This is a genomic window from Bacteroidota bacterium (assembly GCA_013696965.1).
Taxonomy (GTDB): domain Bacteria; phylum Bacteroidota; class Bacteroidia; order JACCXN01; family JACCXN01; genus JACCXN01.
Map to the genome: position 1 here is coordinate 49,455 of JACCXN010000030.1, position 13,758 is coordinate 63,212.

At 34.6% G+C, this 13,758-nt stretch carries 14 protein-coding genes; 7 read left to right on the forward strand and 7 right to left on the reverse strand.

Annotated elements, in window-relative coordinates:
* Nucleotides 1-88 precede the first annotated feature (88 nt).
* Nucleotides 89-1,345, forward strand: coding sequence for a hypothetical protein (locus H0V01_05035; GenBank protein MBA2582737.1), 1,257 nt, complete (start codon nucleotides 89-91; stop codon nucleotides 1,343-1,345).
* Here the strand turns inward: H0V01_05035 and H0V01_05040 are convergent.
* Nucleotides 1,342-1,605 (reverse strand): hypothetical protein, encoded by a 264-nt coding sequence (locus tag H0V01_05040; protein MBA2582738.1) that lies wholly within the window; start codon nucleotides 1,603-1,605, stop codon nucleotides 1,342-1,344. The two genes, H0V01_05035 and H0V01_05040, sit on opposite strands and share 4 nt — an antisense overlap.
* A 57-nt stretch (nucleotides 1,606-1,662) precedes the next feature.
* Here H0V01_05040 and H0V01_05045 point away from each other — a divergent pair, with 57 nt between their 5' ends.
* A complete protein-coding gene (locus H0V01_05045) occupies nucleotides 1,663-2,337 on the forward strand; it encodes a tetratricopeptide repeat protein (GenBank protein ID MBA2582739.1) in 675 nt (224 codons plus the stop codon).
* Nucleotides 2,338-2,370: 33 nt separating this feature from the next.
* On the opposite strand, the gene H0V01_05050 is transcribed toward H0V01_05045, so the two are convergent.
* From H0V01_05050 to H0V01_05065, 4 genes are all read right to left on the reverse strand, one after another.
* Complete coding sequence (locus H0V01_05050; GenBank protein MBA2582740.1) at nucleotides 2,371-4,488, reverse strand: helix-hairpin-helix domain-containing protein; 2,118 nt, start codon at nucleotides 4,486-4,488, stop codon at nucleotides 2,371-2,373.
* Nucleotide 4,489: 1 nt separating this feature from the next.
* Complete coding sequence (locus H0V01_05055; GenBank protein MBA2582741.1) at nucleotides 4,490-5,299, reverse strand: hypothetical protein; 810 nt, start codon at nucleotides 5,297-5,299, stop codon at nucleotides 4,490-4,492.
* 170 nt (nucleotides 5,300-5,469) lie between these two features.
* Nucleotides 5,470-5,958, reverse strand: coding sequence for a 5-(carboxyamino)imidazole ribonucleotide mutase (gene purE, locus H0V01_05060; GenBank protein ID MBA2582742.1), 489 nt, complete (start codon nucleotides 5,956-5,958; stop codon nucleotides 5,470-5,472).
* Between the two features lie 39 nt (nucleotides 5,959-5,997).
* Entirely contained in the window at nucleotides 5,998-7,143 is a 1,146-nt protein-coding gene (locus H0V01_05065) for a 5-(carboxyamino)imidazole ribonucleotide synthase (protein ID MBA2582743.1), read from the reverse strand.
* Nucleotides 7,144-7,254: 111 nt separating this feature from the next.
* On the opposite strand from H0V01_05065, the gene H0V01_05070 reads away from it, so the two are divergent.
* The 4 genes from H0V01_05070 to H0V01_05085 all read left to right on the forward strand — a co-directional run bounded on the left by H0V01_05070 (nucleotide 7,255) and on the right by H0V01_05085 (nucleotide 10,206).
* Nucleotides 7,255-7,794, forward strand: coding sequence for a hypoxanthine phosphoribosyltransferase (locus H0V01_05070; protein MBA2582744.1), 540 nt, complete (start codon nucleotides 7,255-7,257; stop codon nucleotides 7,792-7,794).
* 80 nt (nucleotides 7,795-7,874) lie between these two features.
* Nucleotides 7,875-8,489, forward strand: coding sequence for an adenylate kinase (locus tag H0V01_05075; GenBank protein ID MBA2582745.1), 615 nt, complete (start codon nucleotides 7,875-7,877; stop codon nucleotides 8,487-8,489).
* A 72-nt stretch (nucleotides 8,490-8,561) separates the two neighbouring features.
* A complete protein-coding gene (gene obgE, locus H0V01_05080; GenBank protein MBA2582746.1) occupies nucleotides 8,562-9,551 on the forward strand; it encodes a GTPase ObgE in 990 nt (329 codons plus the stop codon).
* 82 nt (nucleotides 9,552-9,633) lie between these two features.
* Nucleotides 9,634-10,206, forward strand: coding sequence for a phosphatase PAP2 family protein (locus H0V01_05085; protein MBA2582747.1), 573 nt, complete (start codon nucleotides 9,634-9,636; stop codon nucleotides 10,204-10,206).
* Between the two features lie 50 nt (nucleotides 10,207-10,256).
* On the opposite strand, the gene H0V01_05090 is transcribed toward H0V01_05085, so the two are convergent.
* Nucleotides 10,257-10,973, reverse strand: coding sequence for a hypothetical protein (locus tag H0V01_05090; protein ID MBA2582748.1), 717 nt, complete (start codon nucleotides 10,971-10,973; stop codon nucleotides 10,257-10,259).
* Between the two features lie 10 nt (nucleotides 10,974-10,983).
* Complete coding sequence (locus tag H0V01_05095) at nucleotides 10,984-12,651, reverse strand: S8 family serine peptidase (protein MBA2582749.1); 1,668 nt, start codon at nucleotides 12,649-12,651, stop codon at nucleotides 10,984-10,986.
* Between the two features lie 53 nt (nucleotides 12,652-12,704).
* Here H0V01_05095 and H0V01_05100 point away from each other — a divergent pair, with 53 nt between their 5' ends.
* Nucleotides 12,705-13,733 carry an aminotransferase class I/II-fold pyridoxal phosphate-dependent enzyme gene (locus H0V01_05100; protein MBA2582750.1) on the forward strand — a complete coding sequence of 343 codons (1,029 nt, stop codon included), beginning with the start codon at nucleotides 12,705-12,707 and terminating at the stop codon, nucleotides 13,731-13,733.
* The last annotated feature ends 25 nt before the right edge of the window (nucleotides 13,734-13,758 follow it).

Below are 13,758 nucleotides of genomic sequence, written 5' to 3' on the forward strand. Positions count from 1 at the left end.
TATGTTTAAAAAGATATTTTTTTCTGTTTTTTTCGTGATCTGTTTTGCTGTAAATGTCTTTTCCCAGCAAGATTTAACCCTTTATCATATGAATCGAATACCGCAGGTAATATATACCAATCCATCCTTTATTCCTGATTCCAGGATTAATGTTGGATTACCCTTTATTTCTTCAAATTATTTCAGCATAAGTAATAGCGGATTCACTTATAATAATTTGTTCAATGTTGATAATCTTATAAAAAACATGGGCAAAAGAAATTATTTTACCACGAATCTTCACATTGATTTCTTAAGTGTAGGAGTAGCTTTAAAAGATAATTATTTTAGTATAAATATTACCGAAAAGGTTTCTTCCCGGTTCACGTATCCTAAAGCATTGTTCCAATTGGTATGGGAAGGCAATGGACAGGAGTTACTAGGTACAAGGGCAAACATGGATGGCCTGGGTTATGATTTCATGCACCATAGAGAATATGCTTTTGGCTTTGCGAGGAAATTCAACGATAATTTAACTTTTGGAGCAAGAGCAAAATACCTTACAGGATTTCAAAATATTTATACAAAAACCAGCAGGATAGGTTTAACAACCGATGAAGTAACTTTTGACCTGGTTGCTGATGGAGAAATGCAAATTAACACCTCGGGTGTAAAGAGTATTTATGAAGCGGATGGTTCTTACAATGGAATTTCCGCTTTCAAAGCATCCGGAAACAATGGTGTTTCACTTGATTTGGGAGGATCTTTTAAATATTCAGATAAAATAGGATTTTCTATTGCTGTGCTGGATTTAGGTTTTATAAACTGGAAAAATGATATTAAGAATTATAAACAAGATGAATTTGAATTTGTTTTTCGAGGAGTTAGCCTTAATGAACTTATAAGCAAAGGGGATTCAACAGGAGAAACGGTAATAGAAGCATTAATTGATTCACTAGAAAACACTTTTGTACTTGATGAATCGGAAGAATCGTATACAACCTGGTTAAATACAAGAATATTACTTGGAGGAACTTATAAATTAACTGAAAATCATACTGCTGGTGCTCTTGTTTACACCGAATTTATAAAAGGCAGAATGCGATCATCGCTCACCTTATCCATGAACACAAAAATCAAAAAATGGTTGAGTGCTTCTGCCAGTTATTCAATGTATAACCGAAGCTGGACTAATATTGGCTTAGGTTTTTCTGTAAATGCGGGGCCTGTACAATTTTACGCTGTAACAGATAATGTACTTGCTCCAATAATACCCCAAGCGGTTAAAAATGCGCATATTCGTTTTGGATTAGTAGCAACAATAGGAAGAAAAACAAAGAAAGCAGCTGCAACTAGCATTGATTAAAAATCAATCTTTGCTAAATTTTCAAGGCAATATTTAAGTTGTTTATCGTATTGTATCTTTGTTACTTTCACTCCAATTTCCCCATAAGTAAGATCATAAATAAAATTACGATCCGGTAAAATTTTGGCCTGGTAAGTAATTACTGAATAATATTTTCCACTAACCTTAAGTTCCTCAAATTCATTTACTGAATTAATTTTAAACCAGGATTTATTATCTGAATATTTAATGTAAACAGGAAAATTTATTTTATCGTCCATAATGAAAACACTTTGTATAATTAAACGTTTAATTATATACCATTTAAAAGTAAAGAAATGACAGGTAAAGATCACTATATAAAAGCAGAAGAAAAACTAAAGGCAAAAGATTTTCAATCAGCTATCACCTGTTTTTCACAGGCTTTGAAAGAAAATTACATGTCCTCGGAGATGCTTTTTAAAAGAGGATGGGCTAAAATGAAAATCGAGTTGTATAATGAGGCGATAACTGATTTTGACAAAGCCATTGAGCTTGACCCTGGAAATGCTTCCTATTATAGCGAAAGGGGGATTTGCTGGCATTTAATGGAGAAAAACAATCTTAGTGTAATGGATATGAATACAGCCATTGAGCTTGAACCAGATTATGGGTACAGGTACTCCAGCAGGGCATATATTAGGGATAAAATGGGCGATACTGCAGGTGGGGTTGATGATTATTTAAAAGCTATAGAACTTGATCCTGAAGATTCCATATCAATGAATAACCTTGGTATGCTTCAGGAAAAGCTGGGGTATATGAATAAGGCAAAATCAAATTATGAAAAAGCAGATATTCTCGCTGCTCAGAACACACCGATAAAAGCAGCAATTGAGACTGTAAATGCCCAACAAAAGCAAGCAGTTGAAATATCTTTGTTCACAAAATACATTGTATTGATTTCATCCGTTTTTGTAAAAAAAGGTGTTTTGAAGGAGTATCTTGATTTTATTAAAAAAATGCTGAAATAACAAACCTGTTGGATTAACAGAATTAATTCAATTCTAAAACCTGTATCTAAGCTGAACTTTCAATTCTGAACGTGTATTTCCCTGAATTTCTTCAAGTCCACTTCCTATTACATTTTTATTGTAATAGTATGTTTGGGCATACCTGATCCAAATATCCATATTACGCTTAAAAGTATACTGCAAAATAGCATATGCCCTACTCCCACGATTTGAAAATCCGGGAATAGAAAATGCATACAGAACATCTGATTCATAGGTATAAATTCGTGAATTATAGGAATCGGTATCAAATAAAGCATAGCGAAGATTTAATGAAAAAGGGTATTTCATTGGCTTGTAAATTAAATCCTGGAAAATCAGGTAACCATTTTCTTTGGGGCGATCCCCAATTCTGAATTGTATAAAGTCGACCCTGTTTCTTAATTTTATAGAGGGTGTTAAACTATAACTGACATGGTACCTGTAGTTTATTTGGTTAGTTCCTACAACAGGGTCTATTTCATCAATATCTTCTGGAGAGTTTTTGAATTTGTCTCTTTGTCTTACTCTAACATACATATCAACTTTCCTTGATGGAGTATAATTTATTTGAACCAAGTAATCAGTTCCGTATGAAGGGGCATCAACCAAATACCTCATCCAGGGAAAAACAAAACGATCATAGTAGGCTGTAATGGTAACCTTTTGGGAAGGATTAAAAACAATTCCGGTATAAATACCTTGTTCGTTGGAATTTTTGCTTCCTTCCCCCACTCCCATACTGTGCATAGCCTGATAATCCTTGCCGTATTTACGGTGTAAAATTATTAAAGACAAACGGGGATCAATGCTCATAAGTACTCCATTTACCATTGCAAACCCACCATTAGCACTTCTTGCCACTTCCCCGAAAAAATTCATATTGTAGTAAATCCAATTGTAATCAATACCTAAATTAAGGTTTTGAGAAGAATTAAAATCAAATTGATTGTAAAGTGATAAATTTCTTTGAAGCAGTCCTCCATATTCAGTTCTTACAGCTGTAGTTCCAATTTTCAAATTTCTTTTTTTATATGCAAGGTGACCACCAAAAATGGTTTCACTGATTGAATTTTTTCTGGAAATTTCTGTGGGAGTGCGGTGGAATCCACTTAATTGAAAAGATGTGATAATAGTTTCTTCCTGAATAAAAGCATCATTATCAATGAATGTTGTGTCTGAATTTACTTGAAAATTGGCATCAATATTTTTATGAGAACCAAAGGCTGTAAATTCAAAATTTTTATGGCCTAAGGTAACTCCCGCTCCTCTTAGGAAAAGATTTTCATCAACCGAGCCGAAAGGTCTTAATCCCTGCCCCTGACGTTTGAGATTAAGTGCGAAAGATGATTTTCCCATGGCAAGCCCAGACCAAAAAGTGAGTCCTTGACCAAACTGGGCCTGGTAATCCCCAACAGTTGCAGCCTTAACAAAACCCATATCCCGTATAAAAAGATGAGCTGTAAAAAAATCAAATCCTTTTTTTTGTGTGCCTTTAAAAAACTCTTCTCCAGGATCTTTTTCTGCTGTGAAGCCCCAACTTATCTTACTGCCGTAATTAAATCTATAACGCGTGTAAAGCTTGTCTTTGCTCCCCAGGTATCTTGAATTAGGATTTGCGGCTAAAGTGGAATCGTCAATGAGGGTATAACCCTTTTGATCCTCAAGCACAATATGATGCCTTGCAATTAATTGATGCTTACCATTGTTCATCATCTCCTTAAAGGTAAGCCTTGGCCTGTCTAAATCAGAAGTAACAGTAACAAAGGGCATAATATTTCGAATAGTTTGCAGATCAAAATCCTTTACTGCCTGTAATTCAATAATTGAAATTAACTTTCCATTTTTTTCAATATGCTCAAGCAAGTTATTAATCTGGAAATCCGTAAGCATTTGCAATCCATTTAATGCTTCTTTATTTGTTTTATTTAAATTGATTGGGTTTTCAATATAATACAGAAGTTCATCAAATAACAAGGTATAATCAACCTCGGTATCTTCAGCATTCTCGGCAATTGTTTCAATTTTTTGTTCTATCGCACTTTCCTTAATTATAACCTGCTTTTCCTGTGCTATTATAAAAAAAGGCAGCAAAAATAAAACAAGAAAAATTTGGATTGAAATAAGTTTCATTTTAAAAAGCGTAACTTAAAGAAACCATTGGTGAGTAGCCCAAAACAGAATGAATTGAAGTTGCAAAATCAATTTTAAATTGGTTCAATTTTAATCCAAAACCAAAAGTATTTATGCCTGGATTTGTTGAAATCCCTCCTCTTAAGTAAAATTGTTCAATTACATTATATTCAAGGCCTGCTCTAAATACAGGTTTATGCTGTGTGTCTTTTAGCGTTTCAACACAAAAAAGCACTTTTTTTGAAACTTCATAACTTAAACCAAGGCGCATAATAGTTGGAATACGTTCATTGTTGTGGGAGGCAAGTTTAACTCTGAAAGGATTAAAAACATGAGCTCCAAGGGTGAGTCCGGGCACAAGTTCTGCCTGCACTCCTACCTCTCCTGTTAGCATCCCCTTGTTTCCATATCCTTCAGCAATAAATGTATTTAAATAATCCAACTGAACTCCTGCAGAAACTTTTTCCCCTAATTTCTGAGCGAAAGCCAAACCAACTTTACTTTCACTGTATAAGGCAAATCCAAAATGGGAAACACTTAATCCAAAAACACCGTTTTTAATTGGCATTGCAAGAGCTATTGCTTTTACACTTAATTCAGGAACAAGGAACCTGTTTTCATAATAAATGCCTGCTTCTATTTTGTCAAGTCGGGCTAAACCAGCTTGATTGTGATGAACTGACCATAAGTCAGAAACACCAACAGAGGCGTTTCCCATGGCAGCTGATCGAGCACCTAACTGATGGTTATTCTGAGAAAAAGATGGCAGGGAAAGAATGCCTAAAAACACTGCAAGTAAAGGTATTTTCATTCATCAAGGATTATGAAACGCAATTTACGACAAAATAACTTCTCTGCAATGGTAAAACCTACCTTTAATTGTTAAGCAAAAGTTTTGTTTTTAATAGGAGTAAAGGATCGATCTATAATAATAATTGAGGCCCTTAAATTAAATTATTCGTTTTTCAGAAAAAACAGCAATTACAATTTCTCTACTTCCTCAGCCGAATCCAGAACTTTCTTTTTAAGATTATCTTTAAAATAGGTTATTTTCTTTAATAATAAAGGGTCATTAACGGCAAGAATCTGGGCTGCTAAAATCCCGGCATTTTGTGCTGCATTTAATGCAACTGTAGCCACGGGAACACCATTTGGCATTTGAAGAATAGACAATATTGAATCCCATCCATCAATGGAATTGCTGGATTTAATTGGAACACCAATAACTGGCAGCGGAGTAATAGAGGCTACCATTCCCGGCAAATGAGCCGCACCACCTGCTCCGGCAATAATAACTTTTAAACCACGAGTAGCAGCTGTTTTTGCATATTCAAACATTCTTTCAGGAGTTCGATGAGCCGAAACAACAGTTATTTCGAAAGGAATTTTAAATTCTTCCAAAATTAAGGCAGCTTCTTTCATAATTGTAAGATCTGATTTACTACCCATGATTATTCCTACTTGCGCCATTTTTTTAAGTGTTTTTGATTTACCTTTAAATTCTTGTAATTATTCTGAAATTATTTTCAAAGTCTCTTTTACCCACTTTGCTTTTTCCTTTGCCTTAATTAAATCAGCATCTAAAATAGTTACATGACCCATTTTGCGAAAAGGCCTGGTGCTTTTCTTGCCATACAAATGAATGCTTACGCCTTCTGTTGCAAGCACTTCATTCATTCCCTGATAAACTGCATCGCCTGAAAAGCCCTTTTCACCAAGTAAATTTACCATTACTGCAGTTGATAAACTTTTTGTTGATCCTAAAGGCAAATCAAAAATAGCACGAAGATGTTGCTCATATTGGGAAGTGTAATTTGCTTCAATGGTATGATGACCGCTATTGTGAGGTCTGGGGGCTATCTCATTTACAAGAACCTTTTGATCCTTTGTAACAAACATTTCAACAGCAAGAATTCCAACAAAATCAAGAGCAACGGCAATTTTCTCGGCTATTTTGTATGCTTCCTTTTCAAGGGAAGAAGAAACATCAGCTGGAGCAAATAAATATTCAACCAAATTAAATTCAGGATTAAATTCCAATTCAGTAATTGGAAAACATTTAGTTTCACCTGTTTTATTGCGTGCTATTATAACTGAAATTTCTTTTTCGAAATCAATTAGTTTTTCAAGTACACTAGGTTCATCGAAAGCATTTTCCAGTTCATGAAAATGGGTTAAACGAGTTACCCCTCTTCCATCATAACCTCCTTTGCGCAATTTTTGCATGAAGGGAAACTCTAGTGCAAAATCTTTAATCTGATTTTTATTCTCAATTAAAAAGAATGCTGCACTGGGGATATTATTGTTTTTGTAAAATTCTTTTTGAAGGCCCTTATCTTGCACTATTTCTAACACCTTTGGAGGAGGATATACAATTAATCCCTCATCTTCCAGCTTTTTTAAGGCATCCACATTTACATGCTCAATTTCAATAGTGAGTAAATCAACTTTTTTTCCAAAATCGTAAACAGTTTGAAAATCCTGTAAATCACCCTTTACAAAATCTGATGCTAAATTCCTGCAAGGGGCATGCTCATCAGGGTCCAATACAACTACCTGTACATTAAAATTAATGGCCTCCTGTATCAACATTCGCCCGAGTTGCCCACCGCCTAAAACACCAAGGCGGAAATTATTATAAAATGACTTTTTCATATAAGGGCTCAAAGATAATTTAAATGTATATAACAATAAAGGGTAATATCTGCTAATTTAAAGGCTAAAGCTTTTAAAAAATGCTTAATTTAGCCGTTTTTAATTAAACCAATGCAAAAAGTTAAAGTAAAAGATAAAGATTTTGAACTGTTTATCTCTGAGAATCAGATTCAGAAGGCCATTGATGATGTTGTAGAAAAAATGCAGACGGATTTAAAGGATAAGAACCCTTTATTCATAGCTATTTTAAACGGTGCATTTATGTTTGCATCTGATCTTTTTAAAAAATATTCTGGAGATTGTCAAATTTCCTTTGTTAAATATGCATCTTATTCAGGAACACAAACAACAGGACAGGTAATAACCCTTATTGGTTCCAATGAACAAGTTACAGGAAGAACAGTTGTAATACTTGAGGACATTGTAGATTCAGGCATAACCATGGAACAGGTAGTAAAAGACATAAAAGTATTTAATCCCTTGGATGTTAAAATTGCAACCTTACTGTTTAAGCCCGATGCATTCATTAAAAATTACTCCATTGATTATGTAGGAATTTCAATCCCAAATGATTTCATAGTAGGTTATGGGCTTGATTACGATGGATACGGAAGAAACTTAAAGGATATTTATAAAATTGTTTCAAGTTAATATTACTGGGTTTCTAATATTAAGCCAAAATAAAAGCTAAAATAATCATCAAAAATAAAAACCGAAAAACACATAAAATAATGTTAAACATTGTATTATTTGGCCCTCCCGGGGCTGGAAAAGGCACACAATCTGAAAAACTAATTGAGAAATACAAGCTTATTCATCTTTCAACAGGAGATATTTTAAGAAGTGAAATTGCAGCAGGAACTGCATTGGGACTTGAAGCAAAAAAAATAATGGATCAGGGGATCCTGGTTCCAGATGAGGTTGTAATTGGAATGATAAGTTCAAAACTTGACCAAAATAAAAACGCAAAGGGTTTTATTTTTGATGGATTTCCTCGTACTGTTGCCCAGGCAAAAGCTCTGGACAGGCTTCTTGACGAAAAAGGAACTCAAATCTCTATGATGCTTGCCCTTGAAGTGGAGGATGAAGAACTCGAGAAAAGATTATTGGGAAGAGGTTTAGGTTCAGGACGTACAGATGACCAGGATGTTAATATTATCAGAAAAAGAATTAAAGAATATAACGACAAAACAGCACCATTAAAGGATTACTATGCAGATCAGCATAAATTCCATTCAATTTATGGCATAGGAAGCATTGATGAAATTTTTCATCGCTTAAGCCAAAAAATTGAACAGGTATATGATTTGGAAAAGAATTTAAATTTTCCAGGTCTTGATTTATAGTGAATAAAGCAATTTTATCACCTTATTTCTCGTATTAATATAGATATTTAAGATAATAAGGAATTTTCAGACATGTCAGGTTCAAACTTTGTAGATTACGTAAAAATTTGTTGTCGTTCAGGCAAAGGTGGTGGAGGTTCTACTCATCTTCACAGGGATAAGTCCACTGCTAAAGGCGGTCCGGATGGTGGTGATGGTGGAAGAGGTGGCCATATCATTTTAAAAGGCAACAAGCAATTTTGGACTTTGCTGCATTTAAAGTACATGAAACATGTTATTGCCGAGCCAGGTACTAACGGAAGCAGTGCTTTAAAAACAGGCAAGGAAGGAAAGGATATAATTCTTGATGTTCCTCTTGGAACAATTGCACGTGATGCAGAAACCGGAGAGGTAGAGTTTGAAATAACAGAGGAGGGTGAAACAAAAGTACTTGCAAAGGGTGGCAGAGGCGGTTTAGGGAACAATCATTTTAAAACATCAACTCTTCAAACCCCCCGTTTTGCTCAACCCGGTGAACCTGGTCTTGAAGAATGGAAAGTTTTAGAGCTGAAAATTTTAGCTGATGTAGGGCTTGTTGGATTCCCAAATGCAGGGAAATCAACCTTACTTTCCGTAGTTTCGGCAGCCAAACCAGAAATTGCTGATTACCCATTTACAACACTAGTTCCAAATCTTGGCATTGTTAGTTACAGGGATTATAAATCTTTTGTAATGGCAGATATTCCGGGAATTATTGAAGGAGCAAGTGAAGGAAGAGGAATTGGCCTAAGATTCCTGCGTCACATTGAAAGAAATTCAATTTTATTGTTCCTGGTTGCCGCTGATAGTAAGAACATTCGTGAGGAATATAACATTCTACTTAATGAACTTAAAAGCTTTAACCCCGAGCTACTTGATAAAACAAGGTTGCTGGCAATTTCAAAATCAGATTTGCTTGATGCGGAACTTATTGAAGAAATAAAAAAAGATTTACCAGACATTCCAACTGTTTTCATCTCCTCATTAGCCAATAATGGTATTACTGAGTTAAAGGACATGTTGTGGAAAGAGTTAAATAAATAAATCATTATTTTTCCCTGAAATACAGGATCGGTTTGCAACAACCAAACAAATTCGACTACCAGAAATTGATTTTTTATACAACATGTTAGCATTGTTAAAACAGTTTGACCAGGAATTGTTTTTGTTTCTGAATAGCCTTAATAATCCAGCATTGGATATTATTATGTATTGGTTTTCAGATAAATTGTTTTGGGTTCCATTTTACTTTATTCTTCTACTAATAATTGGCTGGAAAAAAGGATGGAAATCACTTTTTATCCTAATTCCAGTTGTAGCACTAGTGATTGCTCTCAGTGATCAATTAAGTGTGCATCTTTTCAAAGATGTTTTTAAAAGATACAGGCCCTGCCACAATGATCAAATCAAGGAAACAATACATATAGTTAGCGGATGCGGAGGAATTTATGGCTTTGTTTCCTCACATGCTGCAAACACTTTTGCCTTAGCCCTTTTCATTGGCCTTGTTTTAAAAAACAAGTTTAAATTTATCCTGCATTTTATGCTCATTTGGGCCTTAATGGTTTCATACAGTAGAATATATATTGGCGTTCATTATCCCGCAGATATACTTGTTGGAGCTATGCTTGGAATTCTAATTGGTTGCTTTGGTTTTTATTTGAATGGATTAATTACCAGAAAAATAAACTTTAAGTAAGCCTTGCTTTCTGCTTTTTCCGGAAAAATCAAAATAAAAAAATTCTTGAATTATCCATGTAAACTAATTTGCATACCAATAGTGAGCAAGGGCAATTCAGGATACATAAATCTACTTTTGAACAAACTGGACATCCTATAAGAACTATAAAAGACGTACCTGTTTAACCCAATTCTGGCTTGAAGCCCGTAATTAAAAGGATTTGTATAAGTCAAATTCTTGTTCACCACTTTAGTTAATTTAGCATTGGATTCGTTAGGAGTTTTATTTTTATCATTGTAAATATGTCTTATTGCAAATTCCCAGTTCCCATAAGCTGCAACATCAATGAAATTTCCTATATGATTGCCTCTTTTACCGATGTTAAACCTATTGTAAATAAGGGCACCAAGATGATTGAAATTTATTTTCTCATTATCGTGTAAAACACTATTAGGAAGTGTTTTTTGTATCTGTTGTTTTATATTAAAACTTGTAAGTCCGTATGCCAAATCAAATCCAACAGCATAAAAATTTGCAACTTTTCTTTTATACCTGTATCCAAAATTAAAGTCAGTTGAATTTCCATATCGAATTGCAGATCCTGCTCCCATGGAAGGTCCAACAATAAATCCCAATCCTAAATACATATGGGAGTAATGTTTCAGGTTTGGCCCCTGTTGTGAAGGTATAGTATCCTTGCCGGGATTTTGCTCCAATAGGATTTCCTGGGCATTTGAATTTATGCCAATGAAAACTAAAGCCATGAAAATTGCCGCTTTTACCATCTTTATCTAATTAAAATTTAAATTCTTCTGTATATCCTTTATAATGAAATCTTACTGTTTGTCCTGGCTTAAAATCAGAAACAGGTAAACTCAGCACTTCTGCCTGTTTTACGTTTACAATAAAATACTTATTCAAAAATCCCTGGCTATTTTCTATATGATAATAAAGATAAAAAATCCTTTGGGCCTCATAGTTTAATGTTTCATTCGAAACAAGTTCGTTTAAAGTGCTATTCAAATCTTTTTTTGGTAAATATTCCTCTTTAATGGTAATTTTTACAAATGAATTATCAACGAAAACATGAAAGGTAGGAACTATATTAGGAGAATTTTCTTGGGTAAAATAATTTGCCCGTGGAATACCAAAACCATGCACATAATCATAATATGGATACAAATCGCCTGACTTTTCAATTTCTTTAAAAATTTCCATATTGTTTAATTTAGGATTTTTTTGCCAGGCACAAGCAGCAAAGCCAGCTATAAGAGGAGAGGCGAATGAGGTACCATTTGCCAGGGATAAATTAGCTTTTCCAGCAGCAATTACTTTTCCAAATGCACTTACATTGGGTTTCATTTTTTTTCTGGCATTGGGGCCATAAGAACTGAAAGTTATATGATAAAACTTATCAGGATCAATTCCTCCGACTGCCAGAACACTATCAGCATCAGCAGGAGTGCCAATAGTTTTCCAGCTTTTCCCTCCCTCGTTTCCGGCTGCATTTACCACAAGAATTCCTTTTGAAGCAGCCATGTTTGCGGCACGGGAAACCAGACTGTAACTACCATCCATTTGCTCTTTAAAATACCTGTGATGGGTATATCCCAAAGAACTGTTAATTATATGCGCACCATTTTTATCCGCCCATTCTGCAGCTGCAAGCCAATTTTCTTCCTCGGAAAAAGGTTCAAATTTTGCCCTTTCAGTACGAGCAAGAATAAACTCAGCACCAGTTGCAAGTCCTATTTTAATTGAATCAATGATGCCACCAATACAAGACATTACCATTGTACCATGTGGATTATATCCATAAACATGTTCCTTATTTTGGACAAAATCCCAGGTTTTAATGATTCTTCCTGATTTCCTAATATGATCAAAAGCAGGATGGGTATTTACTCCAGGAAAACCAGCATCAAATATTGCTATTCTAATTCCACGCCCATCAATATTTTGTTCTTCGAATTGTTTAATTCCCATGCTAGCCGTTTGGCTTGCCAAAAGATGTTGATCCTCACGAGAGAGTTTTTTATACATTTCTTCTGCCTTATCCTGTTTCGGGTTTTCTATAAATGCAAGTGAAGCAGAAGACGTGGAAAAAGGAATAATTTCAGTAACAAATGGCAACTTTTTAATGCTTTCTAATTGAGAAGTCTTTGCATAGCAAACAACTGCATTAAACCATCTTGTAGATTTCCCAACAGAATCAGCAAGTGCTTCCACGGAGGCTATATAATTTTCATTAACAGGCCAATCGGTATTATCACTCATAGGCAAACCTGCGGCTTCCCTTCTTTCAATGGCCTTAGTATCAAAATATTCAAGTGGATTAAAACCTACAGAAGATTTATCTTTGAAAAAAATCCAGTATTTACCGTAATTTTGTCCAATTGCAACCGTATTAATTAAAAAGAAAAACAACAGGGGCAAGAGCAGGAAAAACCTATTAACACGCATAAAATAAAAATATCTACTAAAGTATTGATTTAATCTCTCTCAAACAAATTACAATGAATTCAATTGATTTAAGAAGCGATACCGTTACAAAACCAGGAAAAGCAATGCTTGAGGCCATGTTTAATGCACGGGTTGGAGATGATGTTTTTGAAGAAGATGAAGCAGTAAATCAATTGGAACAACAATCAGCGCAAATGTTTGGCATGGAAGCTGGGCTATTTTGCCCCTCTGGAACAATGACCAATCAAATTGGAATAAAAATATTAACACAACCAGGCGATGAAGTAATTTGCGATGCGCTCTCCCACATTTATAATTATGAGGGTGGAGGAATTTCTTTTAACTCCTCGGCTTCGGTAAAACTTATCCATAGCTTTAATGGTATTTTCAATGCAGAAAATGTTATTGATAACATAAATCCTGATAATGTTCATTATCCAAAATCCTCATTAGTTAGCATTGAAAACACAAGCAATCGTGGAGGAGGCTGTTGTTGGAACATTGAAAATGTTAGGCAGATTGCTGAAGTTTGCAAACAAAACAAATTGTATTTTCATTTGGATGGCGCCCGTATTTTTAATGCACTTGCCCATACTGGAGAATCGGCTAAAGACTATGGAAAATTATTTGATACAATATCAGTGTGTCTATCAAAGGGATTAGGAGCTCCTGCAGGTTCTGTATTGCTTGCTAACAAAGAATTAATTAAAAAAGCGCGAAGAATTAGAAAAGTTTTGGGTGGAGGAATGCGACAAGCAGGCTATTTGGCTGCTGCCGGAACATTTGCTTTAGACAATAACATTGAAAGATTAAAGCAAGACCATTTAAAAGCAAAAATTCTTGAACAATGCATAAAAGCGCTTCCTTTTGTTGAGGAGGTATTTCCAGTACAGACAAACATTGTTGTATTCAAGTTAATTGATGCTTTTAAAACTGATTCATTTATTGATAAACTTGGCAAAAAAGGGATTAAAGTGGTGGCATTCGGAAAACAAACTATCCGAATGGTTACTCATTTAGATATTAATGATTCTGAAATAGATAGAACTATTACGGAATTAAAGAAATTGGAAATAAATTGAAGAAAAAAATTGAGGGAAGACTATT

Bases quoted from the DNA above. Each gene is read 5' to 3' on its own strand.
- H0V01_05045 (MBA2582739.1), top strand. From the start codon at position 1,663: ATGACAGGTAAAGATCACTATATAAAAGCAGAAGAAAAACTAAAGGCA.
- H0V01_05100 (MBA2582750.1), top strand. From the start codon at position 12,705: ATGAATTCAATTGATTTAAGAAGCGATACCGTTACAAAACCAGGAAAA.
- H0V01_05090 (MBA2582748.1), bottom strand. From the start codon at position 10,973: ATGGTAAAAGCGGCAATTTTCATGGCTTTAGTTTTCATTGGCATAAAT.
- H0V01_05040 (MBA2582738.1), bottom strand. From the start codon at position 1,605: ATGGACGATAAAATAAATTTTCCTGTTTACATTAAATATTCAGATAAT.
- H0V01_05070 (MBA2582744.1), top strand. From the start codon at position 7,255: ATGCAAAAAGTTAAAGTAAAAGATAAAGATTTTGAACTGTTTATCTCT.
- H0V01_05095 (MBA2582749.1), bottom strand. From the start codon at position 12,651: ATGCGTGTTAATAGGTTTTTCCTGCTCTTGCCCCTGTTGTTTTTCTTT.
- H0V01_05065 (MBA2582743.1), bottom strand. From the start codon at position 7,143: ATGAAAAAGTCATTTTATAATAATTTCCGCCTTGGTGTTTTAGGCGGT.
- H0V01_05055 (MBA2582741.1), bottom strand. From the start codon at position 5,299: ATGAAAATACCTTTACTTGCAGTGTTTTTAGGCATTCTTTCCCTGCCA.
- H0V01_05035 (MBA2582737.1), top strand. From the start codon at position 89: ATGAATCGAATACCGCAGGTAATATATACCAATCCATCCTTTATTCCT.
- H0V01_05085 (MBA2582747.1), top strand. From the start codon at position 9,634: ATGTTAGCATTGTTAAAACAGTTTGACCAGGAATTGTTTTTGTTTCTG.
- H0V01_05050 (MBA2582740.1), bottom strand. From the start codon at position 4,488: ATGAAACTTATTTCAATCCAAATTTTTCTTGTTTTATTTTTGCTGCCT.
- purE (MBA2582742.1), bottom strand. From the start codon at position 5,958: ATGGCGCAAGTAGGAATAATCATGGGTAGTAAATCAGATCTTACAATT.
- obgE (MBA2582746.1), top strand. From the start codon at position 8,562: ATGTCAGGTTCAAACTTTGTAGATTACGTAAAAATTTGTTGTCGTTCA.
- H0V01_05075 (MBA2582745.1), top strand. From the start codon at position 7,875: ATGTTAAACATTGTATTATTTGGCCCTCCCGGGGCTGGAAAAGGCACA.